24 protein-coding genes and 1 pseudogene are annotated in these 25,544 nt (G+C 63.4%); 8 read left to right on the top strand and 17 right to left on the bottom strand.

Features of this window, described 5'->3' with window-relative positions:
• Nucleotides 1-177: 177 nt before the first annotated feature.
• From QYH69_RS05490 to QYH69_RS05455, 8 genes are all read right to left on the bottom strand, one after another.
• Nucleotides 178-1,314, bottom strand: coding sequence for an FAD-dependent oxidoreductase (locus QYH69_RS05490; protein ID WP_308830880.1), 1,137 nt, complete (start codon nt 1,312-1,314; stop codon nt 178-180).
• Complete coding sequence (locus tag QYH69_RS05485; RefSeq protein ID WP_308830879.1) at nt 1,314-2,693, bottom strand: FAD/NAD(P)-binding oxidoreductase; 1,380 nt, start codon at nt 2,691-2,693, stop codon at nt 1,314-1,316. The genes QYH69_RS05490 and QYH69_RS05485 overlap by 1 nt, the downstream gene beginning before the upstream one ends.
• Complete coding sequence (locus QYH69_RS05480) at nt 2,683-3,027, bottom strand: (2Fe-2S)-binding protein (protein WP_308830878.1); 345 nt, start codon at nt 3,025-3,027, stop codon at nt 2,683-2,685. The genes QYH69_RS05485 and QYH69_RS05480 overlap by 11 nt, the downstream gene beginning before the upstream one ends.
• Entirely contained in the window at nt 3,017-4,144 is a 1,128-nt protein-coding gene (locus QYH69_RS05475) for an FAD-dependent oxidoreductase (RefSeq protein ID WP_308830877.1), read from the bottom strand. Before QYH69_RS05475 ends, QYH69_RS05480 begins: the two co-directional genes overlap by 11 nt.
• A 17-nt stretch (nt 4,145-4,161) precedes the next feature.
• Nucleotides 4,162-4,956: an ABC transporter permease gene (locus QYH69_RS05470; protein WP_308830876.1), complete on the bottom strand. Its 795-nt coding sequence runs from the start codon at nt 4,954-4,956 to the stop codon at nt 4,162-4,164.
• A gap of 14 nt (nt 4,957-4,970) precedes the next feature.
• On the bottom strand, nt 4,971-5,855 hold the full coding sequence (locus tag QYH69_RS05465; protein WP_308830875.1) for an ABC transporter permease: 885 nt from the start codon (nt 5,853-5,855) through the stop codon (nt 4,971-4,973).
• Nucleotides 5,848-6,915: an ABC transporter ATP-binding protein gene (locus QYH69_RS05460; RefSeq protein WP_308830874.1), complete on the bottom strand. Its 1,068-nt coding sequence runs from the start codon at nt 6,913-6,915 to the stop codon at nt 5,848-5,850. Before QYH69_RS05460 ends, QYH69_RS05465 begins: the two co-directional genes overlap by 8 nt.
• 74 nt (nt 6,916-6,989) lie before the next feature.
• A complete protein-coding gene (locus QYH69_RS05455; protein WP_308830873.1) occupies nt 6,990-8,027 on the bottom strand; it encodes an ABC transporter substrate-binding protein in 1,038 nt (345 codons plus the stop codon).
• 182 nt (nt 8,028-8,209) lie between these two features.
• Between QYH69_RS05455 and QYH69_RS05450 the strand changes: the two genes are divergently transcribed.
• Nucleotides 8,210-9,118, top strand: coding sequence for a LysR substrate-binding domain-containing protein (locus tag QYH69_RS05450; RefSeq protein WP_308830872.1), 909 nt, complete (start codon nt 8,210-8,212; stop codon nt 9,116-9,118).
• A 73-nt stretch (nt 9,119-9,191) separates the two neighbouring features.
• Here the strand turns inward: QYH69_RS05450 and QYH69_RS05445 are convergent, their stop codons facing one another.
• From QYH69_RS05445 to QYH69_RS05435, 3 genes are all read right to left on the bottom strand, one after another.
• A complete protein-coding gene (locus QYH69_RS05445) occupies nt 9,192-9,677 on the bottom strand; it encodes a nuclear transport factor 2 family protein (protein ID WP_308830871.1) in 486 nt (161 codons plus the stop codon).
• Between the two features lie 21 nt (nt 9,678-9,698).
• Entirely contained in the window at nt 9,699-10,199 is a 501-nt protein-coding gene (locus QYH69_RS05440; protein ID WP_308830870.1) for a nuclear transport factor 2 family protein, read from the bottom strand.
• Nucleotides 10,200-10,339: 140 nt separating this feature from the next.
• Nucleotides 10,340-11,191: an NmrA family NAD(P)-binding protein gene (locus tag QYH69_RS05435; protein WP_308830869.1), complete on the bottom strand. Its 852-nt coding sequence runs from the start codon at nt 11,189-11,191 to the stop codon at nt 10,340-10,342.
• A 125-nt stretch (nt 11,192-11,316) separates the two neighbouring features.
• Here QYH69_RS05435 and QYH69_RS05430 point away from each other — a divergent pair, with 125 nt between their 5' ends.
• Together QYH69_RS05430 and QYH69_RS05425 are read left to right on the top strand one after the other, a co-directional pair.
• Complete coding sequence (locus QYH69_RS05430; protein WP_308830868.1) at nt 11,317-11,922, top strand: TetR/AcrR family transcriptional regulator; 606 nt, start codon at nt 11,317-11,319, stop codon at nt 11,920-11,922.
• A 110-nt stretch (nt 11,923-12,032) separates the two neighbouring features.
• Nucleotides 12,033-12,653, top strand: coding sequence for a TetR/AcrR family transcriptional regulator (locus tag QYH69_RS05425; protein WP_308831074.1), 621 nt, complete (start codon nt 12,033-12,035; stop codon nt 12,651-12,653).
• Nucleotides 12,654-12,762: 109 nt separating this feature from the next.
• Here the strand turns inward: QYH69_RS05425 and QYH69_RS05420 are convergent, their stop codons facing one another.
• Both QYH69_RS05420 and QYH69_RS05415 read right to left on the bottom strand, forming a co-directional pair.
• Entirely contained in the window at nt 12,763-13,506 is a 744-nt protein-coding gene (locus tag QYH69_RS05420; RefSeq protein WP_308830867.1) for an SDR family oxidoreductase, read from the bottom strand.
• Nucleotides 13,507-13,957: 451 nt separating this feature from the next.
• Nucleotides 13,958-14,350 carry a hypothetical protein gene (locus QYH69_RS05415; RefSeq protein WP_308830866.1) on the bottom strand — a complete coding sequence of 131 codons (393 nt, stop codon included), beginning with the start codon at nt 14,348-14,350 and terminating at the stop codon, nt 13,958-13,960.
• 85 nt (nt 14,351-14,435) lie between these two features.
• Between QYH69_RS05415 and QYH69_RS05410 the strand changes: the two genes are divergently transcribed.
• Nucleotides 14,436-14,762: a hypothetical protein gene (locus QYH69_RS05410; protein WP_308830865.1), complete on the top strand. Its 327-nt coding sequence runs from the start codon at nt 14,436-14,438 to the stop codon at nt 14,760-14,762.
• 252 nt (nt 14,763-15,014) lie between these two features.
• Here QYH69_RS05410 and QYH69_RS05405 read toward each other — a convergent pair whose 3' ends face one another.
• The gene (locus tag QYH69_RS05405; protein WP_308830864.1) at nt 15,015-15,911 is read right to left on the bottom strand and encodes a LysR substrate-binding domain-containing protein; all 897 of its coding nucleotides are present in this window, start codon (nt 15,909-15,911) and stop codon (nt 15,015-15,017) included.
• 102 nt (nt 15,912-16,013) lie between these two features.
• Between QYH69_RS05405 and QYH69_RS05400 the strand changes: the two genes are divergently transcribed.
• Nucleotides 16,014-16,934, top strand: coding sequence for a DMT family transporter (locus tag QYH69_RS05400; RefSeq protein ID WP_308830863.1), 921 nt, complete (start codon nt 16,014-16,016; stop codon nt 16,932-16,934).
• A gap of 56 nt (nt 16,935-16,990) precedes the next feature.
• Here the strand turns inward: QYH69_RS05400 and QYH69_RS05395 are convergent, their stop codons facing one another.
• On the bottom strand, nt 16,991-18,865 hold the full coding sequence (locus QYH69_RS05395) for a hybrid sensor histidine kinase/response regulator (protein ID WP_308830862.1): 1,875 nt from the start codon (nt 18,863-18,865) through the stop codon (nt 16,991-16,993).
• 373 nt (nt 18,866-19,238) lie between these two features.
• On the opposite strand from QYH69_RS05395, the gene QYH69_RS05390 reads away from it, so the two are divergent.
• Together QYH69_RS05390 and QYH69_RS05385 are read left to right on the top strand one after the other, a co-directional pair.
• Complete coding sequence (locus QYH69_RS05390) at nt 19,239-20,033, top strand: hypothetical protein (RefSeq protein WP_308830861.1); 795 nt, start codon at nt 19,239-19,241, stop codon at nt 20,031-20,033.
• Between the two features lie 222 nt (nt 20,034-20,255).
• Nucleotides 20,256-23,662, top strand: a pseudogene (locus tag QYH69_RS05385) (alpha/beta fold hydrolase).
• Between the two features lie 106 nt (nt 23,663-23,768).
• Here the strand turns inward: QYH69_RS05385 and hutC are convergent.
• Nucleotides 23,769-24,518: a histidine utilization repressor gene (gene hutC, locus QYH69_RS05380; protein ID WP_374992352.1), complete on the bottom strand. Its 750-nt coding sequence runs from the start codon at nt 24,516-24,518 to the stop codon at nt 23,769-23,771.
• Here hutC and QYH69_RS05375 point away from each other — a divergent pair.
• Nucleotides 24,517-24,726 carry a hypothetical protein gene (locus tag QYH69_RS05375; RefSeq protein WP_308830859.1) on the top strand — a complete coding sequence of 70 codons (210 nt, stop codon included), beginning with the start codon at nt 24,517-24,519 and terminating at the stop codon, nt 24,724-24,726. The genes hutC and QYH69_RS05375 overlap by 2 nt on opposite strands.
• 74 nt (nt 24,727-24,800) lie before the next feature.
• Here QYH69_RS05375 and QYH69_RS05370 read toward each other — a convergent pair whose 3' ends face one another.
• The gene (locus QYH69_RS05370) at nt 24,801-25,478 is read right to left on the bottom strand and encodes an isoprenylcysteine carboxylmethyltransferase family protein (protein ID WP_308830858.1); all 678 of its coding nucleotides are present in this window, start codon (nt 25,476-25,478) and stop codon (nt 24,801-24,803) included.
• Nucleotides 25,479-25,544: the final 66 nt, after the last annotated feature.

Here is a 25,544-nt window from a genome sequence, read left to right as displayed (position 1 = left end):
ATCCTTACCTCCAGAGCCTGGTTTTCCGCAAACACCCGTTTGCGTTTCAGTGATTACAGTCTAGGCCGGAAGCGGCTCCTGATTAAGCGCCCGCAGAACAAATGAAAGTTGCTGAAATAGGTATAAACCCTAGGGTCTCAAACGCGCGCCAAAATCGGTTCGATCGCCCTGGCCGGTTCAATGAAAGCGGTCGATGCGAAACGGTTCGACTGGCAGCGCGCTACAGCCGCTCGTCACAAGCTCCGCGACGATGTGGCCAACAGCGGGAGCGAGTTCGAAACCATGCGCCGAGAAGCCGAATGAGTGAACGAGCTTCGGCGCCGTCCGGCTCGGACTGATGACGGGGATGCCGTCGGGCATGAAGCCTTCGATGCCGGCCCAGCTCCGGTTGATCCCGACGCCGCGCAGATGCGGAAACAGATTGATTGCGGTACGCGCGTTCGACGCCAGTTGCGCGAAGTCGACCTCGCCGTTGCGAGCAGCCATGTCGACCGAGCCGCGAACGCCACCGCCGATCAGCACCGTCCCATTGTCGAACTGCTTGAACGACAGTGGACGCCCAGTGGCGCCGACGACGGGCGTACAGAATGCGGGCACGCGATGCGTGATGGTCAGCAGCAACGCAACCGGCTCCTCCGGAACCGGCTCGCCGACCTGCTTTGCGATACCGCTCGCCCATGCGCCCGCCGCGTTGACCACGTATTCGGCGCTGAAGCATCGCCCTGCCGCCGTGACTTCCCAACGCTCGCCGACGCGCCGCAGCGCGTCCGCGCGCATACCTTCGTGAACCGTGACGCCGATCCGCTGCGCCGCGCGGCGGAAAGCCGTGACCGCGCGAAACGGCAACGCATGACCATCGTCGGCAGCCCAGATGCCGCCCGTCACATGCGGCGCGACAGCGGGCAGCAGCGTGCGCACGGTGGCCGCGTCGATCAGGACTTCATGCCGATAACCACGCTGGTTGAGGTCAGCGACGCGCGCGCGCAGCAGTTCCAGCTCGGCGTCGGTTTCCGCTAACTTGATCTGTCCGCTCGGCACGAAGCCGGCGGTATCGCCGACCAGTTCCGGCAGCCGGTGCCACAGTTCGCGTGACGCGAGCGCGAGCGGAACCTCGGCGACATGGCGTCCCAGCGTGCGCACGCCACCCGCATTGACGCCCGATGCATGCCGCCCGCAGTATTCGGCTTCGAGCACCGTCACCCGGGCGCCGGCACGAGCGAGATGCAACGCGCTCGACAAACCATGAAAGCCGCCGCCGATGACAATCACGTCCGACCCTGTGGTACCCGACGCGTATATCGAGGAGGCAGCCATCACGCTTCCCGCGCCAGCTCGCCGAGCGTGATCGGCTTGATCGGCGGTCTGATGCGGTAGTAACCGACCTCTTCCGGCGAGACCTGCCTCGCATCGGCAATGACTTCGGTCACCGTGAGGCCGCATAGCCGGCCCTGACACGGCCCCATGCCACAGCGCCCAAACGATTTCGCCTGGTTCGGGCCGGTGCAGCCGAGCTTCACATGTTCGCGCAGCGTGCCGGCGGTGACTTCTTCGCACCGGCAGACGAGCACGTCATCGGCGGGAACACGGTTCTGCGCTTTTGGCCGGTATAACGCATCGAGGAACGGCCGCACCCGCAAGTGCGCAGCCAGTTCCGCGCGCAGCGGCAAGGCCCGGCGATCGCGTTCGGCGACCGGGAGCCGACCGAGAGCGCATGCCGCGCCGAGCGCCGAAAGTTGTCCCTGCAGCGCGGCCGCGAGCGCACCGCCAATGCCGCGACCGTCGCCGGCCACATAAAGGCCGGGCAGATCGAGCGCGCCCCAGTCGTCCGTGATCGGCACGAAGCACAGCTGCGCATCGTCCCAACGATGCGCCGCGCGAAGCGACCACGTGAACTGCGTATTGGGCACGATGCCCTGATGCAGCAACACCACACGGCTTTCGATCCGCTGCGCGCGGCCCGCGCTGACAAAGCGCAACGCATGCGCGGCATCGTCGCCTTCGACCTCGAGTCCGCTCGCGCCTCGATAGAACGGCACGCCGGCGCGCCGCAAGGCGCGCATCATCGTCAGCCCTTTCTCCAGATAGCGCCAGCCGGCGATCGCGCCGCCGACATGCGCGAGCGCGCGACGCCGGTCGGCGGCATCGGTGGTATCGACGATCGCGCGCACCGGAACCCCCGCGCGCATGTATTGCCAGCCGAGCAGATAAAGCAGCGGCCCGCAGCCCGCCAGCACCACCGGCTCCGACGGCCTCGCGTCCGCGGTCTTGAGCAGGATCTGCGCCGCGCCCGCGCTCAGCACGCCCGGCAGGGTCCAGCCCGGAATCGGGAACGGCCGTTCGAGCGCGCCGGTACACAGGATCACCTGCCGCGCCTGCAGCGATTTAACCTGGCCATCCTGAAGATAATGGACCATTCGTTCGGCGCTGACGTGCCACACGGCCGCTGCGCCGATGTGGCGTGCGGTGGATCGCTGGAACGCGTCGACCAGGGCGCGGCCCGCGGCGTAGTCGGGACCGAGCACGTCGAGCCGTCCCGGTGGCGCGGCGGCGACATTGCGATAAATCTGGCCGCCGGGCGCGGTCTGTTCGTCGAGCAGCACCACCGATACGCCCAGACTCGCAGCGAGCGTGGCCGCGGCCATGCCCGCCGGTCCGCCGCCGACGATTGCGAGATCGACCTGTTCACTGTTCATGATGGTCCTCCATCGCGCCGGCCATGAGGTCACGGGCGCCCTCCTGACTCCGGATCTTCATGCCGTCGCGCACTTCCACCAGACAGGTCTGCCGGTTCGGCTCGCCATCGATCTCCATCAGGCATTCGAAGCAGACGCCCATCATGCAGTACGGCGCGCGTGCGCTGCCGCTGACCGGCGTGCTGCGAAATCGCGTGACGCCAGAGACCAGCAGCGCCGCCGCGACGCTACATCCGGGCGGCACCTGAAGCGCTACGCCGTCGAGTTCGACGGTGATGCGCGGCGCACCGTCGCCGGCCCGTGCCGGCACACTGAATAGACTGCTAGTGGGCATGATCGAAAGTCCGTTGCGGATTCAGAAAGCGGTCGCCCGCGAATACGTCCAGGTCCTGCGGCGCGCCCGCGCCGGCAATCCACGGCGCGATGCGCAGCGCGTGCGCCGCCGCGAGCGTCACGCCACTGTGACAGGTGACGACGAAGGCGCCCGGCGATGAACGGGATTGCTCGTAGATCGGAAAACCATCGGGGCTCATCACCCGCAGCGCGCTCCATGCGCGCACCAGCTTGAGCCCCGCGAGAACCGGGAAGCTGCGCACGCCGCGCCGGGCGATGGTGCCGAGCACGTCGATGGTCGTGGTGTCGTCGTAGCCGACATCCTCCATCGAATCGCCGAGCTGGATCGTGCCTTCGTCGGTCTGACGCACGTAGGTGGTCGGATAGTCGAGAAAGCGCGTCGTGCGCTCGCCGATCAGCACCTGCCCGCGGTTCGGGCGCACCGGCGCATGCAGGCCGACCCGCGGCGCCAGCACGGCATTGCCGAGGCCCGCGGCCAGCACGACCTTCTCCGCCTGCCAGCTGCGTCCGATGCCGTGCACCGTGAATACGCCTTGCGCAGGGTCGATCCGCTGGACCCGCTGGTTGCGCACCCATTCGACGCCGCGCCTCTCGCACGCTGCATAGAGCGCACGCAGCAACTTGAGCGGATTCGCATGGCCGTCCATCGGCGTATAGCTCGCGCCGAACACCTCGGGACCGACCGCCGGTAGATGCGCGCGGACCGCTGCATGGTCGAGCATCTCGAACGGATACGCACCGCCAAGCGCGTCGCGCAACCAGCCAAGCCGCGCCTCGCGTTCGCGCGCTTGCGCTTCCGAATGGACGAAGTGGAAGCCGCCAGGCTGCTTCAGTTGCACGTCCACGCCCGACTCGTCGAGCAGCGCGGCCGCCAGTTGCGGCCACAGCCGCGCCGATTCCATGCTCCAGCGCGCATAGGCCGGCAGCCCGTAGCCCTTGCCCTGCACCCACACCAGCCCGAAGTTGCCGCGCGACGCGCGCAAGGCGTCGTCGCCTTCATCGAGCACGGTGACCTTTGCGCCGTGCCGCGCGAGACCGTATGCGACCGCCATGCCGACGAGACCGCCGCCGACCACGATCACCTCAGTTGCTTTCATTGAAGGTATCCCTGTCATCAACCTTTGCCGATGAGGACACGGTCGAGTCCGGCAATGCGGTCGAGCACGATCATCAGCAGCACCGTACCGACGATCAGTACGGCCGAAATGGACGTCACGAGCGGATCGATGTTCTGCGCGATGTCGTTGTACATCGCAACCGGCAGCGTCGTGGTGCCGGGCGTCGCGACGAACACGGTCATCGTCAGCTCATCGAAGCTTTGAATGAAGGCGAGGATCCAGCCGCCCGCGACGCCCGGTAGCATCAGCGGCAATACGACGCGGCGAAACGCCGTGAGCCGTCCCGCACCGAGCGAGCGCGCCGCACGCTCGCCGTCGCGTTCGAGACCGGTGGCGGATGCCAGCACGAGACGCAGCGCATACGGCATCACGACAATCACGTGAGTCAGTGCGAGCCAGAAGAATGAGCCGGTCAGCCCTGCGAGCGTGAAAAAGCGCAGAAACGCCACGCCCAACACCACGTACGGGATCATCAGCGGCGACAGAAAGAAACTCGTCAACGCGCCGCGCCCGGCGAACCGGTAGCGCGTCAGCGCGAGTGCGGCCGGCACCGCGAGCGCGACCGCGACGGTCGCCGCGACGACGCCGAGACGGATCGACAGCCAGAACGCGGAGATGAAATCGTCGGCCTGCCCGAGCGCACGGAACCAGCGCAGCGACAGCCCGTCGGTCGGCATCGAGATATAGCCCTTGCCGGTGAACGACACCGCGACCACCACGACCAGCGGCGCGACCATGAACGCGATGAAAAGCGTGTGATAGAGAAGCGGGAATACACCATTCTTGCGCATCGTGAACGCTCCGGTCAGGACTCGAAGATCGCCCGGAAGCGCCGTTCGATGAGCCGGTTGCATCCGAGGATGATCGCGACGTTCGCGATCAGCAGCAGGACCGCGATCGCCGCGCCGAGCGGCCAGTTGAGCGTACTCAGGAATTCGTCGTAAGCGGCAGTCGCGACGACCTTGAGCCGGCGGCCGCCCAGAATCGCCGGCGTGGCGAACGCCGACGCGGACAGCGCGAACACGATGATGCTGCCCGACAATACGCCCGGCAGCAGTTGCGGCAGCACGACGCGCCGGAACACCGTGAAGCGCGGACCACCGAGCGACAGGCCGGCGTTCTCGACCTGCGGGTCGAGCTTCTGGATCGACGCCCACACCGGAATCACCATGAACGGCACCAGCACATGCACGAGCGCGATCGTGACGCCCGTCATCGAAAACAGCAGCCGGACCGGCGAATCGGTCAGATGCAGCGCGAGCAATGCCTCGTTGATAAGGCCGACGCGGCCCATCAGAATCGCCCAGCCGAGCGTGCGCACCACGACCGGGATCAGCAGCGGCCCGAGGATGATCAGCAGAAACAGGCTGCGCCACGGGCTTCTCATGCGCGCGAGAATCAATGTTTCGGGCACGCCGAGCACGATCGACAGCGCCGTGACAGCAAGCGACAACCCCGCTGTGCGCAGGAATATTTCGTGATAGTAGGGATCGCTCAGCACTTCGATATAGTTGGACACCGTGTAGCCGGGCAGAACGCCGCGAGTGCCGTCGAACGCATGGAACGACAGTACCGCGATCAGGAACATCGGCACCACCAGCAGGCCGACGAACAGCAGCAATGCGGGTCCGGCGAGTAGCCAGGGGGCGCGCTGCGCGTGCCGTTCCGGGGCGAGCGCGAGGTCAGCCATGGGATGCCTCCGCGTTGAGAATGCGCAGATCGTCGTCCGACCACGCAACGTTGACGGCCTCGCCTTCAGTCGGCGGCGGCGTGCCGATATTGGGCTGGCTGACACGGAACGTGCCGAGCACGCTTTCGACCTCGAGCATCCAGTGGCTGCCAAGAAACAGGCGCGTGCGGATAAGGCCCGGCAGTGCGCCGTCCCCGCCCGCCGTCAGCCGCAATTTTTCAGGGCGCACGTAAACGTTCACCGCGTCGCCGATCTCGCGGCCATCGTGCGGCACATGCACCGTGCGCGCGCCGACCTGCACGACGCAGCACCGCGGCTTGCGTTCGAGCACGGTGCCCGCGAGCGCATTGGTGCGGCCGAGAAACGTCGAGGCGAACGGCGATTCGGGACGCTCGTAAGCATCGAGCGGCGCGGCGATCTGCACGATGCGTCCGCCGTGCATCACGGCAATCCGGTCGCTCATCGTCATCGCTTCAACCTGGTCATGCGTGACGAGAATCGTCGTGATGCCGAGTTGACGCTGGATCGCGCGCAGCTCGATATGCATCTCCTCGCGCAGCTTGGCATCGAGGTTGGACATCGGCTCGTCGAGCAGCAACACTTCCGGCTCGATCACCAGCGCTCGTGCAATTGCGACGCGCTGGCGCTGGCCGCCCGACAGTTCGCGCGGGTAACGCTTGTCGAGACCCTCCAGCCGCACCAGCGACAGCGTCTGCCGAATCCGCTTCGCACGCTCGGCACGCGGCACCTTGCGCATGTCGAGTCCGAAGCCGACGTTCTCCGCGACGCTCATGTGCGGAAACAGCGCGTAGCTCTGGAACACGACGCCCATCCCGCGCTTCTCGGGCGCGAGTCGCGAGATGTCGCGGCCATCGAGCAGGATGCGGCCGGCACTTGGCGTGACGAAGCCGGCGATCATCTGCAGCGTCGTCGTCTTGCCGCAGCCGGACGGGCCGAGCAACGAGACGAACTCGCCGCGCGCCACGTCGAGCGAGAGGCCCTGAACGGCGTTGAGATCGCCAAAGCGCTTTGACAGACTGTCGAGTTGCAGGAATGTCATGGTGGCACGCAACGAGGATCGCCCGTTGCGCCGTCGGTTTGGAAGAGAACTCAGTCAGATCAGCGCGCGGCCGTTTAGCGCTCGACCTGCCGGTTCCACTGGTTGGTCCAGTCGGCGCGCTTCTCGTTGACAATGGCCCAGTCGGTGGTCTTCAGATTCGCAATCTGGTCTTTGCCGTAAGGCACGGTCGCCGCAACCGCGGGCGCAAGCTGGGTCTTGCTGTTGACCGGCCCCCAAGCCTGGGTTTGCGCGAGGAGGGTTTGAACCTGCGTCGACAGCAGGTACTGCACGAACTGCTGCGAGAGCTCCGCCTGCTTGTTCTGCACGACCGGACACACCGCGGTCAGCAGTGCCATCGCGCCCTCCTTCGGATACACGAAGCGGATCGGGAAGCCGGTTTGCGCGAGCGTCAGTACACGGCCGCTGCCCCATACCGCGAGCGTTATGTCGCCGTCCTGAAAGAGTTCGGTCATCTTGCCCGGCGACGGCTCCCACGCGAGCACGTTAGGCGCGACCTGCTTGATCAGTGCGTTAAAGCCAGGCGCGATATTGGTCTCGCCGCCGCCATTCAGACGAGCGAACATCAGCAGCGTCTGCAAGCCATAAGTGTTCGAAATCGGCGGTATCGCGATCTTCTGGATAAAGCGCCTGTCGGTCAGCGCGGTCCACGAAGTCGGCGGTGGCAGGCCGGCCTTCCTGAACGCATCGGTGTTGTAGGCAAGGCCAGTGGCCACGACGCCCAGCGCGACTGCCTTGTCGCTCATATGCGCGAGCGGATACAGGTCGTGATAGACCGGCGCCTCGGCGAGCTTGTCGCAGAAGCCGAACTGCACTGCCTGATACATCGGGCCGTCGTCGAGCAGCACCACGTTCAGCTCTTCCTTGTCCTTCTGCGCCTGGAGTTTTGCGAGCGTGTCGGTCGAATTGCCCGGCACGTAGACAATCTTGACGTCATGGGCCTTTTCAAACGCCGGGATGATGCTCTTTTCGAACGCAGTCTGCGTCGAACCGCCGTATGAGCCGACGTAGAGCGTGGGCTGCGCCGATGCCGTGAGCGCGTTAAGCGACGCACAAGCCGCGAATGCCGCAGCGGCCAGTCTGGTCCTGATCAATTTTTTCTCCCCGGTTGCCTGCACCGTGGCAGGAACGAACGCCCGAACACAAAAGGCTATGGCTCCTGCACGCGCAAATTGCTCTGCAAAAGCGCATTGGATGTCACAATAGGTAGAGAAAAATCGGATGGAAAATTCTTTTTTTTGGCTACGCCATAATATTTTGTTATGGATCTTGCTCAATGAAACTGCGCCAGCTCGAAGCCTTTCGGGCCACGATGCTTTGCCAGACTGTCACGCGCGCAAGCGAGATGCTGCATATCTCGCAGCCTGCGACGACACGTCTTCTGGCCGATCTCGAACGATCGCTAGGGTTTTCGCTATTCGAGCGCGTGAAGGGGCGGCTCTATCCGACCGTCGAAGCGCAAGCGCTGTACGAAGAGGTACAACGCTCGCTCTTCGGAGTCGACCGGATCGCACGCGCGGCTGAAGAAATCCGTGCGTTACAGCGCGGCACGCTGCAGATCGTGGGAGCACCCGCTATCGCGTTGTCGTTCCTGCCGCATGCGGTTGCCGACTATCTGAAGACACATACCGAGGCTCACGTGTCCGTGCTCGTGCATTCGTCGCCGTCGGTGATCGATATGGTTGTTGGCCAACGCTGCGATATAGGCTTTGCGATCCTGTCGATGAATCATCCTAGCGCGCACGGCGAGCGATTGATCTCTACGCAGATGGTATGCGCGTTACCAGCCGGGCATCGGCTCTGTGCACTGGACACGATTCGACCTCAGGACATTGCCGGAGAGCGCTTCATTGCGCATCCGCGCACGCTCGATTCGCGGCTGCAGATCGAAGCGCTGTTTGCGGCTCACGGCATTCGACTCAAGGCCCAGCTCGAAACACAGGTGTCGCATGCCATCTGTTCGTTCGTCGAGGCTGGGGTTGGGATTTCGCTGATCGATGCAATGAGCGCATGGAGCTATCGCGGCATGGGCGTCGTGTTCAAGCCGTTCGAGCCGGCACTGGTTACGGACTTTTCGATTTTGACGCCATCCCAGAGGCCGCCTGCATTGTTGTTGAAGTCGTTTGTGCAGCACGTGCGGGAGTTTGCCATTGCCAATCTGGACCCGCGGTTTGTCGCCGTGTGAGCGGCGATGCGAAAACACGCTCGCTGCCCGGCGATAAAGACCGGCCCTTCATCCATGTTGCAATACGCACCGGCTACTGCGCGGGCACCGGCACGATCGAAGCAATGCGCCAGCCGTCAGCGGTTCGCACGGCCGTTTCATAGACGAGAAACGACGCGGTTTTTGCGGTGGCTTCCGAAGCGCCGACCGTGACCCGCGTAGGCGCATACAACTGCGCAACGTCAGCGCTCAGCGGAACAATACGGATCTTCGCAGTGTCCGGCTCGAACTTCCACACGCCCTCGAACGTTTTCTTGAAATGCTCGATCAGCGCCGGCTTGCCCCAGAACTGATAGGACCGAGCGAGCAGCACAATCGGATCGGGCTCGCCGGCCGGCGCCGAGACCAGCACACCCTCGAACGCGTTGATGTCGTGCGCGGTGGCCGCCTGCGCTTGCCGGATGAAAACCGCTTCAACGGCCTGACGGTCCGCATCGGTAAAACGATGCGGCGTTTCAGCGTGCGCGAGACTGACCAGCGAGGCAGCGGCGCAGCAGGCCAGCATGGTATGAATAGTCATCTGCTCGTCCCCTATTGCGCTCTATTGCGCCGGCACCGGAATCACCGTGGCAACCTTCCAGCCGGACGGGCTGCGGATCATAAACTCGTTGATCAGAAACGTCGCGGTCTTCGCCGGCTGACCCGGCACACCGATCGTTACTTTGGTCGGTGCGTACACCTGTACCGTATCGCGGTTTAGCGCAATGACGCGCAGCGCACTCGGGTCTGGCTCGAGACTCCATGTCCCGGCGAAGGTCTGCTTGAAATGCTGCATCACGGCGTCCTTGCCCCAAAAGCGGTATGCGCGCGCCACGAACGACACGGGATCGGGCTGCCCCGGCGCGGCAGGCGCGAACATGCCGTTCAGCGCGTCGATGTCATGTGCGGTCTCGGCGGCCGCCTGCTGGAGAAACAGCTCGCGAACCGCCTCGGTGTCGGCGGGTGTCACGTCCGCTGTTTGCGAAAAAGCCGGTCCTGCCAGCAACGAAAGCAGTACCGCAAGCGGTAGCCCGCGGCGGGCGCGCAACGATCGATTGTTCATCACTTGTCTCATGTCCCCGCAAGATTTCTATGGAGTTATGGCCAGACTGCGGGAAACTCTGGCCGTTCCAATCCGCCTCCAGGTACCAACCTTAAATCGGCACGCTTTCAGCGCCTCGCGAGTGCGAGCGATGAATGCGCTTATTGCTGGAAGATCGCGATGTTTTCTCTCAGCCAGTCAGACAAGGAACGCGGAGGCTGGCCCGTCAATTTCTCGACGGTCGAGGTGGTTTCTGCGAGCGCCGATTCGCTGAAAAGCAGGTCCAAACCAACAAGCAGGTCGGCAACCAGCGCGGGCTGCCCATCGGCAAGCAAGGCCTCGCGATGCTCCGCCGGCGACCGATGGTGATACACAACCGGCCGGCCGAGCAGATGCGATAACTCGTCGGCTATCTGCTGCATCGTCCAGTTGCGCGGCCCGCTCAGGTGATATGCGCGCTGGGACTGGTCAGCGACGTCTTCGAGCAAGGCAACGCGTGCCGCTTCGGCAACGTCTCGCGTATCGATGAAGTTCGCACTGCCGTCGCCTGCTGCCCCGGCCCAACGGCCTGCCGCTACGAGGGCGCCTGCGCGCTTGAGCACGTCGGCGAAAGTGGCGGGCCTCAGTGCAGTCGACGCGACCGGCAGGCGGGCCAGATGGGCTTCGATCTGCATGTGCCAGGCAAACGGATTGAGCCGCGTTGCCGGCCCCATGACCGAAAGCTTGACGATGTGGCGAACACCGGCGGCTACGGCGGCGTCGATAAGCGCGATCTCGTTCTGCACCTGCCGGGCCGATGTGCCGTGTGCGACAAACAGCTTATCGACGCCGCGAAGCGCTTCCTGAAGCGTGGCGTGCCGGTCGAAGTCCACCGTCGCGGCAGCCACGTTCGATGCCCATTGCGCTGAGGCGTTTTGCCGCGTAAGTGCAATGACATCGACGGGATCGGCGCCCAGTCGGTCGATTAATGTGGCGCCGACACGGCCCGTCGCGCCTGCGACGGCAACGCGCATGCGGCGCGATACCGGCTGAGGTGGCTGAGGTGACTCATTGAGCACGGCACTTCCCCTGATGTATGATGGAACGATCGGTACAAGAATGATGGAACAATCGTTCCAGCTTGTCAACAGGAGAATGTATGAGTGGAAAGCCGCAATATCACGAGGGCGCCGTCATCGCCGCCGCGATCGACGTCTTCTGGCGCCACGGCTATGCGACCGCTTCGATCCATGACCTCACAGAGGCGACCGGCTTGTCGCGCTCGAGCCTTTACCTGCGCTTTGGCGACAAGGACAACCTTTTCCGCGATGCGCTGGAGGTCTACACGGAGCGGGTGATCAAACGGATGACTTCGGCGCGTGCCGATTCGGCGCGTGCGAGCGTCGAGGCGATATTGCGCGATTTCTTGCCGAAACCCGGCGCGTCGCGGCGCCCGGCCGGTTGCCTGCTGGCGCGAAGCAGCGTCGAATTGATCGATCTCGCCGCCGCGGGCAAGGCAACTGCACTTGCGGGCATTGCGAGGCAACGCGAAGTTTTCGCGAATCTATTGCGCGAAGCCGTAGCGACGGGCGAGCTTGAACCTGAGAGCGATGTGGACGCGTTGGCCTGGTACTATCTCGGCGTCTTGCAGGCGGTTCTGAACTTTCCGCAGAGTGGCGCGTCGTCTGAAGTGCTCGAGCACATGATCGACGTTGCGATGTCTGCCTGGCCCGACGCGGACCAAAGCGCCTCGCGCAATCAATGAGGCGCATGCCGCACGCAATGGCAGCGTTCGCGCGAAAAGCAGTCGTTCCGTTACGGCTTGGCATCTATCGGTCAGAATATATACTGAACGACAAATAATTGGAGTTCGCGATGGGAACCCGTGGAAGACCGCGTGGCTTTGACCGGGACGTGGCTCTGGCCCGCGCGATGGATGTGTTCTGGGCGAAAGGTTTCGATGGCGCGTCGATGGTCGATCTGACGTCTGCGATGGGCATTGCGTCGCCGAGTCTGTATGCGGCGTTTGGATCGAAAGAAGCGCTTTTTCGCGAGGCAGTCGCGTTCTACGTCAAAACGGATGGGGCTTCGATATGGGGAACCGTCGCGGCTGCGCAGACCGCCTATGACGCAGCAGAAGGATTTCTGATGGAGAGCGCACGGGCATTTACGCGCAAAGGCAAACCAACCGGATGCCTCGTTGTGTTGTCGGCACTCCACGCCGCCGACGACAGCGCCTCGGTCCGCGACGAACTCATACGCAGACGAAGCGATTGCGCAAAAACCCTGGCACGCAAACTGGCGTCCGGCGTGAAGACCGGAGAGATTGCGGCTTGCACAGATGTCAACGGGCTGGCCACGTATCTGATGACGGTACAACAAGGCATGTCGATCCAGGCTCGCGATGGAGCGAGTCGCACCACGCTCGCCAAAACCGGCAAGGCTGCGCTGGCAGGCTGGCCTGTATTGACGGGAAATACGGCCGCGCGCCGTTGAACGACGCAAAAGATCTCCGCACGGTCCAGGCACCACGAAACAGGACGCCTGCCCTACAGGCAAGCGACCGTGACCACTCTGCATGCACGATGCGGGTCGTGCCAGTTCTTCACGCGTTGATGCCGCCGTCGATGCCCAGATTCGCGCCTGTCACGAATGCCGCCTCGTCGCTCGCGACATAGGCCACCATGCCGGCGATCTCGTCGGCCGTGCTATGCCGCTGCACCGCCATCAACTCGTGCAGCTTCGCTCCGAACTCGGTGTTCTGCGGATTCATATCGGTGTCGACCGGACCCGGGTGCACGTTGTTTACGGTAATGCCTCGAGGCGCGAGGTCGCGCGCCATGCCTTGCGTCAGGCCGCGCAGCGCCGACTTGCTCATCGCGTAAGCGCTGCCGCCGGGAAACGGCATGCGCTCGGAATTGCAGCTGCCGATCGTGATGATGCGGCCGCCCTGTCCCATGTGTGGCAACACCGCCTTCACGCCGACGAATACGGCGCGGACATTGACGGCCAGTGTCTTGTCAAAATCTTGCAGCGAGAAACTGTCTACGGTGCCGAGATACAGCACGCCGGCATTATTGACAAGAATGTCCACCTTGCCCATTTCCTTCGCCGCATCGTCGATTGCGCGCGTGAGCGCTTCGTCGTTCGCGACATCGGCCTTGATCGCCAGCACATTGCCTCCGTCTTTCTTGACGCTGTCGGCAAGGGCCAGCGCGCTGTCCGCCGAACTGTAATATGTGAATGCGACCGCCGCCCCTTCCCGCGCGAGACGGCGCACCACCGCCGCGCCAATGCCCCGCGCTCCGCCCGTGACAAACGCAACCTTGCCGGAAAGACGAGATTCCATGATCAAATTCCTTTGTTTGGAGAAGAACGAAGCGGTATGGCAGACGGCTCGCCACCAGCGTGATAAAAGGTCCGGCAAGCGCCGCTGAAAAGGCCCGCCAGCTCACCAGCTTCCCCACTGTCGCCAGCGGCGCGGGCGAGGCCCTTTGTCCAGCCGACAATTGCCGCGCGATAGCAGCGCCGATACCGCGGCTCGCACCGGCCACAAAAACGCGCTTTCTTTCTAACGGCAACGCGAAAAATACCTTTCTGAAACATTCGATAGATATCATAGTTACGACGAGCCCTCTGTCAAGCCAAATATGTATCGATTGACACACAAAAGAGCAGGCATGACGACCTTGCCCCGCGGCCACGCATCTTGCATGCGTGTTGGGCTGCTACAAGGACATGTATTGGAATATCGCGACGTGGTTCACGGAACGCATCGTTCCGGAACTGTCGAGCCGCGTCTACAGAAAGGAAGTCGACTTTACCGTGATGTTCGGGCGCGAGTCAAAACGACATTCTGAACTGCGAAGCATGCGGCGGCGGTCGCGATCCGTGGTCAGCATCGCGTAGTCGATGTGCGGCGCGCAGCGCGGGTCGCGGTTGGCGAGCCGCAATCGTCCGAGCGATTCCGGTTGCGTCACCGATACCGCGAGCACCAACGCACCGCCCGTCGGCGATAGCGCCGGGTCGAACAGATGCGTGGCGGACACGTGGAGGTCGAGATCGCCAGGCAGCGCTTCCGAAGAGGTCGTCCACAGAATCGCGCCCGCCGCCGGGAACATGCCATTGAAACGGGGTTTGAGCGCATAGACGCAACGATAGAGAAGCCGCTTCGCGCCCGATACAAATCTCATACTTCATCAGGCATCAGTTTCAACACGGAATGCGACGGCCGTTCACCTGTTTTGAAATCGGAGCCTGTGTTGCAGCAGAGCATCGATGCCCTCGCTGATTTCCTGCAGCCTGGGCCGACGAACTGCCTCACTTCCCATTGAATCTCACCAAACAGGTATAGCGATGCTCAAGACAGATCAGGACGCCCTGCTGTGCGCAAACCTTCGCGCGTTGAATCACGCCATTCGATCACGGCCCGGTCCGCACAGCACGTCCCGTTCGTTGACGACGCTGATGAAGCATGGGGGCCTGTACACAATCCTCGATAAGGACATGATGACCGCTCGCCTCAATGCGCTTGCCGCGCATACACCCGAGCATGGGTCGGCCTTGATGGCGCTGGTGCCGCATCTTCAGTCCACGGCCTTCTGAAGTCATTGTCGGTGCAATTGCCTATGCGCCGCTGTCGATCATGAAGGACAAAACGTGGACCACCACGATACCCGGCGATCCGGCAGACCATTTGAAAAACATTATTCGCTGGGTAAACGACTTGCCTGCGTTCTGATACGCCGACGATAGCCCGGCATCGCACGGCGTCGCATCGATACGTCGCCGTGCGGTGGCCGGCAGACATTTCATGATCGCGCGCGGTCCGTCGACGGCCGCGGTCAAGAGTGCGAACTAGCCTGGCGTTCCGATAGCCATTTGCCCGGCGAACCAGCCCTTGAGCGATTGCACGGCTTGTTGAGATTCGCCGGTGTCGGGATGGACGAGATAGTAGCCACGCTCTAGCGGCAGCGCCTTGCCGAACGGATCGACGAGTTCTCCCCGCGCGAGCTCCGCTTCAAGCAACAGTGGACTTGTCAGCACAACGCCCTGAGCGGATACCGCCGCTTCGATTGCCATCAATGACTGGTCGAACTGCAGGCCGGCAATAGCCTCTATCTGAGATTCATCGAGTCCAGTGAAACGATCGAACCACGCCTTCCAGTACGGATGCAACGTGTTGTGCAGCAGTGTGGCCGACCGCAAATCGTCGGGCCGCCTCAACTTGCGTTTCTTCGCATATGCAGGGTGGCAGTACACACGAGCTTCGTCATGGCAAAGCAGTTGTACGCATAGATGCGGAGCGTTGCCGTCGAAGTGTCTGACGGCCAGGTCGACTCCATCCAGCTCGAAATCAACCATCGTTGTGGTCGTGCTCAGACTCAGTGACATTCCCGGGCTCGCTTGCAGAAAATCCGCCATGCGCGGCCCGAACCACTTCGCGGCAAAGCTCGGCGGCATGGATAGGCGGACACCTTTCTTGCGGCGCTCACGAAGACGATGGCTCGCGCTAACGATTTCCGCAAGAGCAGGCCGAATCTGCGCGAAGTACGCTCGACCTTCCGAAGTGGGCGTCACCTGCCGAATCTGTCGAACGAACAGCGTTACGCCGAGCCACGCTTCGAGTTTCTGGATTTGTTGACCGATCGCGCCGGGGGTTACGCGCAACTCGTCGGCGGCGAGCGTAAAGCTGCCACGCCGCATCGCGGCTTCGAACGCGGGGAGTGCTTTCAGTGGAGGATAGCGTCGCATGGTGCAGGTTTTCTATTCCATGGCAAAGTTTAAATGGTTTGTAGCGCACCGGCGCCGCGAAGACAATCGAGACCCCATCATCCGCTCCGCCATTTTGACGTCATGAATCCCGCTTATCTCGCCTTCGCGGCGCTCGGCCTTGTCTGGGGCACGAATTTCCTGTTCATGAAGTGGGCAAGCGTTGAGATCTCCGCCAGCCAGATCGTGTTTCTTCGCGTGCTCTTCGGCTTCATGCCGCTGCTCGCGGTCGCGCTCTTCACGCGGGCGCTCAGATGGACACACCTGCGCCACGCACACCACTTCATCGTGATGTCGCTGCTCGCCACCGTGATCTATTACTACGCGTTCGCCAAAGGAACTGCACTCCTGCCATCGAGTGTCGCGGGAATGTTGAGCGGCGCAATCCCGCTCTTCTCGTTTCTTTGCGCGTGGGCGTTGCTGCGCGAGGAGCGCCTGAATGTACGCATGATCGGTGGCATCGTCCTTGGGTTCGTAGGCGTGCTCATGATCGCCCGGCCGTGGAATGCGCACGGCGGCGGCATCGATCCGCGAGGCGTCGGTTACATGATCGCCGGCTCGCTGAGCGTTGGATGCTCGTTCGTTTACGCGCGGCGGTTCTTGTCGAACCTCGACCTCTCGCCGCTCGTTCTCTCCACCTGGCAGATCGGCTTCGCTCTTGTCCTCATTAGCTGCATCACGGACTTTCGCGGCATGATGCACGTCACCGACAATGCCCGCGCAGTTTTGGGACTCGTGCTGGGGCTTGGTCTGACGGGCACCGGCCTCGCCTATATCCTTTATTACGCGATCGTTGCCCGGCTTGGTGCAGTCGCCGCTTCCAGCGTGACCTACGTTCCGCCTGTCATCGCACTAATCATGGGATCGCTGATCGCCCACGAGTCGGTTCGGGGCATCGAGCTGATAGCGATGGCGGCAATACTGGGTGGAGTTTTTCTTCTGCAAACCGGAAGGGAGTTCAACGCGGCGACGTCCGGTGCAAGGAAGGCGACGAGGCGAGCATAACGGCTCACCGATCCGGTTGCGCTGCTCTGCACCGCAGGACACGAGCGGCAAACGCGCTACGCGCGCCTTCCTGACAGCGCTTGCGGCATTGCCTGCTGTTGTATTGCCTGCGCCACCTGAGGCGCTACCGCGCCCTCCTGCTCGTTTGGCGCGAACGCCACGACCATCGGCGTCTGCGGCTGCTGCCACAGCATCTCGAGCGTACGGCGCAGCCGCGCCGCGGTCACGGGCTTGTGCAGTACCGGAATGCCATCGCGCGCAAGCGCCTGCAGTTCGGCGGACGCCATATCGCCGGTAATCAGCAGCGTGACGACCTGATCGCGGCCACGCCGGCGCAATGCGTCGCGCACGGCAGCGAGCGCCTGCGCGCCGGTTCGGTGGTTCGCGAGCTGGTAGTCGCACAGCACCGCGTCGGGCATGAAGCCCTCATCGATTGCACGCAACGCCTGCAACTCGTCGTGCGCGCCGCGTACGATGCAGCCCCAACGCCCAAGCAGACTCGACAGCCCTTCGAGAATCGCCGGTTCGTCGTCGATGCACAGCACATGCCGGCCGAGTGCCGCCGACGCTCCGCTCGCCGTTTCGTTGAGCCCCGCGACGATGCGCGCCGGGTCGCCCGCGTCGACGGTAAAGCGGAACACCGAACCGCGCCCAGGCCGCGAGCGCAATTGCAGTTCGCCGCCGAGCAGTTCGACGAGGCGTCTGACGGTCGGCAAGCCGAGACCGTGCCCTTGCCGCGCGTCGCGCTGCGGATTGGCCACCTGGTAGAACTCCTCGAAAATACGTTCCTGTTCATCGGGCGGGACGCCGATGCCGGAATCGCGCACCTCGATATAGCCGCCCGCGAGGCGGCCCGAGCGCCTGAAGCCCATCCAGATCGCACCGCTTTCCGTATAGCGCACCGCGTTCGACAGCAGATTGCTGAGAATCCGCTCGAGCAGCACAGGGTCGCCGTGCACGACGGCCGAGGTTGGCGCGATACGCAGCGCGAGCCCCTTCGCCGCGGCCTGCGGCCAGTACTGGTTGCCGACGCGCTCGAACAGTTCGGAGAGCCGGAAATGCAGCTTGACCACCTGCGTCACGCCGCTTTCGAGCCGCGCAAGGTCGAGCACCTGGTTGAACAGCTGATTGAGCGCCTCGACGTTGTTGACGATATGGTCAGCGGTCTTCGCGTGTTGCGCATGGGTTGCCGTCGGGTCGTTCAGCGACGCCGCCAGCAGACCGATCGCGTGCAGCGGCTGGCGCAAGTCGTGGCTGGCGGCTGCAAAGAACCGCGACTTCGCGAGGCTCGCCTCCTCGGCAACGAGCTTCTGCTCGGCCAGCGATTCGGCCAGCGTCTGTTGATCGACGCGCGCCTGCACGACGCGCTGAAACAGCTTGCGATAGCTAAGCGCATAGACGTTGATCGCGCAGAAGAAGAACGCGAGGACGATCGCCAGAATGGTGCGGTCGAACGTGCGGACGCCGAAGTGCAGCACGATCGACGGCAGCAGCAGGAATGCGATCGACGTCGAGAAATTGACGACGTCGAAGCCGTTCGACATAAACACGCCTGCGGCCAGCGTGACGATCAGTACGGTGTGCAGCAGCGGCAGGTTCGTATGCGTGCTTTGAAACGCAAACCAGATCGCAAGACCCGGCGCCGCATACAGCAGCGCGTTGCGCACCGCATGCAGATAGATCCACGCGCGCGCCTGCAGTGCGTCGGGCCAGCGCCGATGGCACATCCATAGCGCGAGACCCGCGCAGTTCGCGAGCGCGTAGAAGATAAAACACACGGCGAAGCGCTGCGGGTACGGCATATCGGCCCAGTACAGCGCGACCAGCATTGCGATCGAAAACCAGTGCGAGAAAAAGGCAATCGGGTCCTGCGCGTAAAGCACGCGGACGAGGTCTTCGTCGATGGCACGCTGGATCGGATCGGCCCGCATCGTGCGGTCTCCTTGAGGTAAAGCAGGCGCGCTCGCAGGGCTGAACGGCTGCGTTACTTCGTGGTCGTTTTTCGTGTACGCAGAGTCTACCGCTGCAATATTCCATTCGGGTATCGGGATGCGGACCCGATGACGCAGCGCACAAACGCCTGCACCTGAACGCGTAGCTGGTTTACCCATCGGTTTACCCTTCAGCTATCACTTAATCCATATAGGCGATGCGCCGCGCGAAACCCATACTGCATACCAATTCCAGCGCGGCATGCGGTCTTCCGAAGCACGCGAAGACCGATTCAGCACCTTTGCCCCCCAGGCTCCGGCGGACTTCCCGCCTCCACCGCGCTTCCTTGCCCTTCACCCGACGGAGGCTTCCATGAGCGCGGTATCGACTCACGAATTCGCACGCACGTTTGACGACGCGGTCCTTCCCGAACTGTGGCGCCGCCGTACGCAACTGTCGGACGACGAAATGGTGTCGATGTACGACCTCGTGAAACGCGCGCTGCGCGGCTATCATCCGCTCGAACTGCATGCGCTCGGCGAGGACAAGGAAGAACTCGTGCATCAGTTCATCTATTCGAAGGTGTTGCGTCTCGCGCCCGGCCATATGGAGTCGCATGCGTGCCCCGAAAGCGCGCCGTCCAACAGCTATGCGATCTGCGCGTACTTCCGCCGTTATCTGATCGACTGTCTGCGCAGCGCGAGTCATCAGCGCAACGTATCGATGGAAAGCGAAGGCATGGCGCAGGAAATCGATCTGCGCGCGCACGCGCTCGACGATCCGATCGACAGCGTGCTGCTGCAATACGGCCTCGACGAGCAGCGCGTGCGCACCGCCGCACGCGCGTTTATCGCGGACCTCGACGAACCCGAGCGCATCGTGCTCGCCGGCATCCTCGGCTGGTGCTCCGAATGCAAGGGCGGCCTGTCGGCCGTGGCGACGCGGCATCGCGTGCCGTCGTATCACTATCGCGCCGTCAAGCTCGGCGTCACCATGAAAAAGACGGCCGACGCGATCGATTTTTCCAACACGAAGATCGGCCGGTGGCTCACCGGCGAGCTCGGCATCGCAATCGACATCGAAAACCGCGCGGCGATCCTTGTCGTGCTCAACCTGCTCGCCGTCGAATCGAGCATCGAAGGCGAACCGTTTGAAGCGGCCGCGTAACAGGCGGCCGCGCAGCACACCGAAGCATTAGCAACGGCAATCGACGAAGTCCGCGCGGGCACCGTCCGCTTTTTTATCTCACGAACTCCTTTGCATTTTCTGCCGCGCAGTCCAGGATGTTCGGGTTGCATGCCTCATTGCAGATCGGCTGCGAGCGCGCGAGCCGTCCTCGTCGTCAGGGTCTCCCCCGCCCTGCACATCGAATATAAAGAGGTGGTCGAAATGAACCGCTTGTCCAGCGCCCTCGAGGCGATGAAGCCGCATTACGAGGTGGTCGTCGTCGGGTCCGGCTACGGTGGCGCGATCGCGGCGAGCCGCATGGCGCGCGCGAAACGCGACGTGTGTCTGCTTGAGCGGGGCCGCGAATTCATGGCTGGCGAATACCCGAAGACGCCGGTCGAGGGGCTTACGCAGGTGCAATACAACACGGGCATCGGCCAGGAAGGCTCGCCGCTCGCGCTGCTCGAAGTGCACGTGAATCCCGACGTCAACGTGGTGGTCGGTTGCGGTCTCGGCGGTACGTCGCTGATCAACGCTAACGTCGCGCTGCAGCCAAGTCGGAGGCCAAGCGGTCTTAGGAAGACAAAACATTCTACCAACTCCTTGGCTCACAGAACGACATGGCTACGATCCGACTTGTGCTCGCCAGCGCGATGCTGCAGCCGTCAAAGGTGCCCGACGATTTCACGCACGACTCGAAGCCGCTGCCCAAGCTCGCGGCGCTCGAGTTGTCCGCGCAAAGACTTGGCATGGAAGACCGCTTCTACCGGCCGCCCATTACCGTCACGTTCAAGGACGGCAAGAACGCCGCGGGCGTCGATCAATGCCGCTGTATCGGCTGCGGCGACTGCAATTCGGGTTGCAACTACGACGCGAAGAATTCGACGCATATGAACTATCTGCCCGATGCCGTCGCGCACGGCGCGCAGATTTTCACGGGCGTCGCGGTCCACTCCGTGTTGCGCGATCAGGCCCGGCAGAAATGGATCGTCCGCTATCAGCCGGTCGCGCTGGGCCGCGATCTGTACGGAGCGCCCGAGATGTCGATCACGGCCGATATCGTGATCCTGTCGGCCGGCACGCTCGGCTCGACCGCGATTCTGCTGCGCTCGAACGAAGCAGGTCTGCCCGTGTCGACCCAACTCGGGCACCGCTTTACCGGCAACGGCGATGTGCTCGCGTTCGCGTTCAATACGGACCACGAAATCAACGGTGTCGGCTGGGGCGCGCAATGGCGCGGCGATCTGCCGCGCGTCGGACCGACCATCACCGGCATCATCGATCATCGGAACACGCCCGATGTGCGCGACGGCTTCGTGATCGAGGAAGGGTCGCTCGCCTCGCCGATCGGCGGCTTCCTCGCCGGCGTACTCGGCGCGGCCGCGCCGGTCGAAGGCGTGTCGATGCCGGACCCGGAAGGCGATCCGCCGCTCGCGGACGAAGCGCGCGTGATCGAAAGCATGCTGCGCGGGCCGCACTACGGCGCGATGCGCAACACACAGACCTTCCTCGTGATGGCGCACGACGACGAAAGCGGTCGCATCACCGTCGACGACGATGGCCGTCCGCGCGTCGCCTGGCCGAACGCCGGCAAGCAGCCGATCTACGACGTCGTCGAGCACACGCTCGAAGCGGCAACGAGTGCGCTCGGCGGCGAGTATGTGCGCAATCCGATCTCATCCGACATGTTCCGCAACCGCACGGTGACCGTGCATCCGCTCGGCGGCTGTGCGATGGCCGACGACGCGCAACAGGGCGTCGTCGACGAAGCCGGACGCGTGTTTTCCGGCATCGCGGGCCATGCGGTGCATCCGGGCCTGTATGTGATGGACGGCGCCGTGATCCCGATCTCGCTCGGCGTGAACCCGCTGCTGACGATTTCCGCGCTCGCGGAGCGCAACTGCGCGCAGCTCGCCGCCGCACGCGGCTGGCAGATCGACTACGCGGCGGTCGGAACTGCCGCTACGCCGCCGCAGCCGAAAATCGGCCTGCGCTTCACTGAAACGATGAAAGGCACCTATGTGCCGAGCGGCGCAACCGCGGACCAGGGCGTGCCGATGAGCTTCACGGCAACCGTCGAATCGGCCGATCTTGCCGACATGCTCGCCAATCCGCAGCACACGGCCGCGATGATCGGCACGCTGACTTGCGCGGCGCTGTCTCCCGAACCGCTGCAGATCTCGAACGGCCGCTTCAATCTGTTCGTCGTCGACCCGGAGCATGTCGAGCGCCGCAACATGAACTACCGGATGACGCTCAATGCGGCCGATGGCAAGACGGTCTTCCTGTTCGGACAGAAAATCATCACCCGTTCGTCGCTGCTGAATCTGTGGGAGCAGACCAACACGCTTTATCTCGAAGTGCGCGCGTCCGAAGCAGCGGACGCCGCCGTCCTCGGCCGCGCGACGCTGATCATCACGCCCGAAAATTTCCTCAAGCAGCAGCGCACGATCGAAGTGACGAATGCGCCCGATCTCGCCACGCGGCTCAAATGGACGCGGAAATTCGGCGAGTTCTTTGCCGGCGTGCTGTTCACCGAATATGGCGGCGTCGCCGCGCCGCTGCAATTCGCCGACGACGATGTCACGCCGCGCGCGCGTCGCGCGCTGCGCACGCCGGCGCCGCAGGTCAGCTACTTCAACACCCCCGCGCCCGATAACAAAACCCTGCGGCTCACGCGTTATCACGGCGGCACGAAGGGTCCGGTGCTGCTCGTGCATGGCTCCGGCGTATCGAGCCGCATTTTTTCGACCGATCTGATCGAAACGAACCTCGTCGAATTCCTGTGCGCGGCGGGCTTCGATGTCTGGCTCGTCGATCTGCGCGTGAGCATCGAATTGCCGAGCGCGACGGAGCCGACCACGGCCGATGCGATCGCGCGCTACGACCTTCCGGCCGCCGTCGCAAAAGTGCGCGAACTGAGCGGCGCGCAAGACATTCAGGTGGTCGCGCACTGTCTCGGCGCGGTCGTCACGACGATGGCGCTGCTATCGGGCCTGCGCGGCGTGCGCTCGGTCGTGCTGTCGCAGGTTTCCGCGCATCTGGTGCCGGGACTGTTGCAACGCGTCAAGGCAGGACTGCATACGCCGCAGATTCTGCGCTTTCTCGGCGTCGACGATCTGACCGCGTACACGCGTCACGAAAAGTGGCCGCACAATCTGCTCGACGAGGCGCTGCGCTTCTTCCCGAACGAAGACGACGAAGCATGCAATAGCGCGGTCTGCCATCGCGCGACATTCCTCTATGGACTCGTCTACGAGCATGCGCAATTGAACGAGCCGCTGCATGCCAACCTCGACGAACTGTTCGGCGTCCACGATATCGAGCTTTTCATGCAGCTCGCACGCATCGTGCGCGAAGGCCATATTGTCGATGCGCAAGGCGAAGACGTCTATCTAAGGGATCTCGAGGGAATGAAGCTGCCGATCGCGTTTATCCACGGCGCCGAAAATCGCTGCTACTTACCGGCCAGTACCGAAATGACCTTCGATATGCTGGTCGAGCGATTCGGGCCGGACAATTACGAGCGGCATCTGATCGACGGGTACGGGCATATCGACTGCATCTTCGGCAAGAACGCGTCGATCGATGTGTACCCGACGATTGCAAGGCATTTGAATGCGCATTGAGCGCGCCGGAGCACTTCAAGGCGAGGCTTCGAAGCCAGGCTTTGGAGCGAGGCGTTGAAGCCGGGTACTAAAGCCGGCTTCAACGCGGGACGTGCAACGCGGCAATCTAAAGCGCGCCCGCAAGGTGAAAGCGCGACGCCGGATGCCACAACTGCACCGACGTCGCAATCTCGGCGCCGACCCATGTGCGACGCCACAGCATCAGGCAGGGCTCGCCCATCTCCATCTGCAGGTGACGGCGCACCTGCGCCTCGGGCTTTTGCGCGTGAATCTCGAACTCGGCGCGCTGGATCGGCACGACGCGCACCATATACTGGTTCGGCGTTTCGACCGTGAAGTCCTGCTCGAGATACTCGGGAAAAAGGCGCGGGTTCACGAAGCGGTCTTCATACTGGATCGGCGCGCCCTCTTCGCAATGCACGATGCGCGAGTGGAACACGGGCCCCTCGTCAAGCCCGAGCGCATCGAGCGCGCTTTGCGCAGCGCTTGCCTCGAGCATCAGCACATGCGCCGAATGCCGATGGCCGCGTGCCGCGATTTCATCGGCGATATTGCGAACCGCATGCACCGTCGATTCATAGCGTGGCGGCGCCACATAGGTGCCCGCGCCTTGCACGCGGGTCAGCACACGTTCGTTCGTCAGTTCGCGCAACGCGCGCGAAACCGTCATGCGCGCAACGCCGAATTGCTTGACGAGTTCCGTCTCCGAAGGAATCGGCGCACCGGGTGTCCATGCGCCCTCGGCAATGCGCGCCAGCACGTAGCGCTTGATCTGCTCATAGGCGGGCATCGTCTGCGCCAGCAGCGGGTTTGCGTGCGCCGCGCGCGCGCAAACGGCTTCAGCCTGACTGTTCATGTTCATTTCGTTTCGACCTCGTGGGTTTGATGCGCCTCTCGCTTTCGTCAATCCGGTGGGTAAACCGGACGGCCGGCAGTTCGGCCGCGACGTTGGATCGGACTTCGCCACCGGTCGGCGGCGCGCCCTGATCGCGCATTTCGCGCAGCATTATCCACGATTTGCCGCGCTGTCAATTTTCGCGCTGCGCAATATGAACGATTCGTGACGCAGGCGCCGCGGCGCGGCACGCGTCGGATTGACTGCCGCGACGCCTTGTCGGCCGATCGCGCCCTTCTCGCGTCACCAGACATGCGGCACGAGCCGGTAGCGCACGCGCGCCGCATAGTCGGCGTAGCCTTCGAGCCCGTCGATCAGCATGCGTTCCTCGAGCACCGCGCGGTAGCCGAGACCGGCGATCATCAACGGCACGCACGCGAGGCCCCACCACGAGCCGAGCATCAGCGGCGTGCCGGCAAGGTACAGGCTCGCGGCGGTGTACATCGGATGGCGCACGTATGCATACGGTCCGCTATCGCTGACCTTGTGGCCCCGCTCCGTTTGTATCTTCACGACCGGCGCCGCGTAGCTATTCGCACGGAACACGGACCGCGTCGCGACGATACAGACGCAAACGGCAACCGCCCCGCACACGTTGAGCCAGAGCGGCATGCCCGATCGATGCAAGCGCCCGCCATCGATCCCGATCAACACGAGCCAGCCGAACCACCCGATCCCCGCGCACAGCATGAAAAGTTTGTCCCAGCGGCTTTGCGCCGGCTGCATGAACATGCTCATGCGTTCGGCAAGCAAGGCCGGATCGTGCCGCGCAAGCCATACGCCGAGCCAGAGACCGAGCACGCCGACTTCCACGAGATAGAGCCATGCAAACGGCCATGCGAGCGTGCCCGCGGACGCGAACAGCACGGCGCCCATCACGAAGAGCCAGACGATGGTTTGAATAAACAGCCGCGCAATCATGGCGTGAGCCCGGTCGGTGCGCATCCTTTGAAGCGCGCGAATACGGCTGACGTCGCGCGCGGTCGT

It is taken from the genome of Paraburkholderia sp. SARCC-3016, assembly GCF_031119615.1.
Classification (GTDB): domain Bacteria; phylum Pseudomonadota; class Gammaproteobacteria; order Burkholderiales; family Burkholderiaceae; genus Paraburkholderia.
The sequence above is the reverse complement of the archived record's forward strand: the minus strand, read 5'-3'. Positions and strand labels throughout refer to the sequence as shown.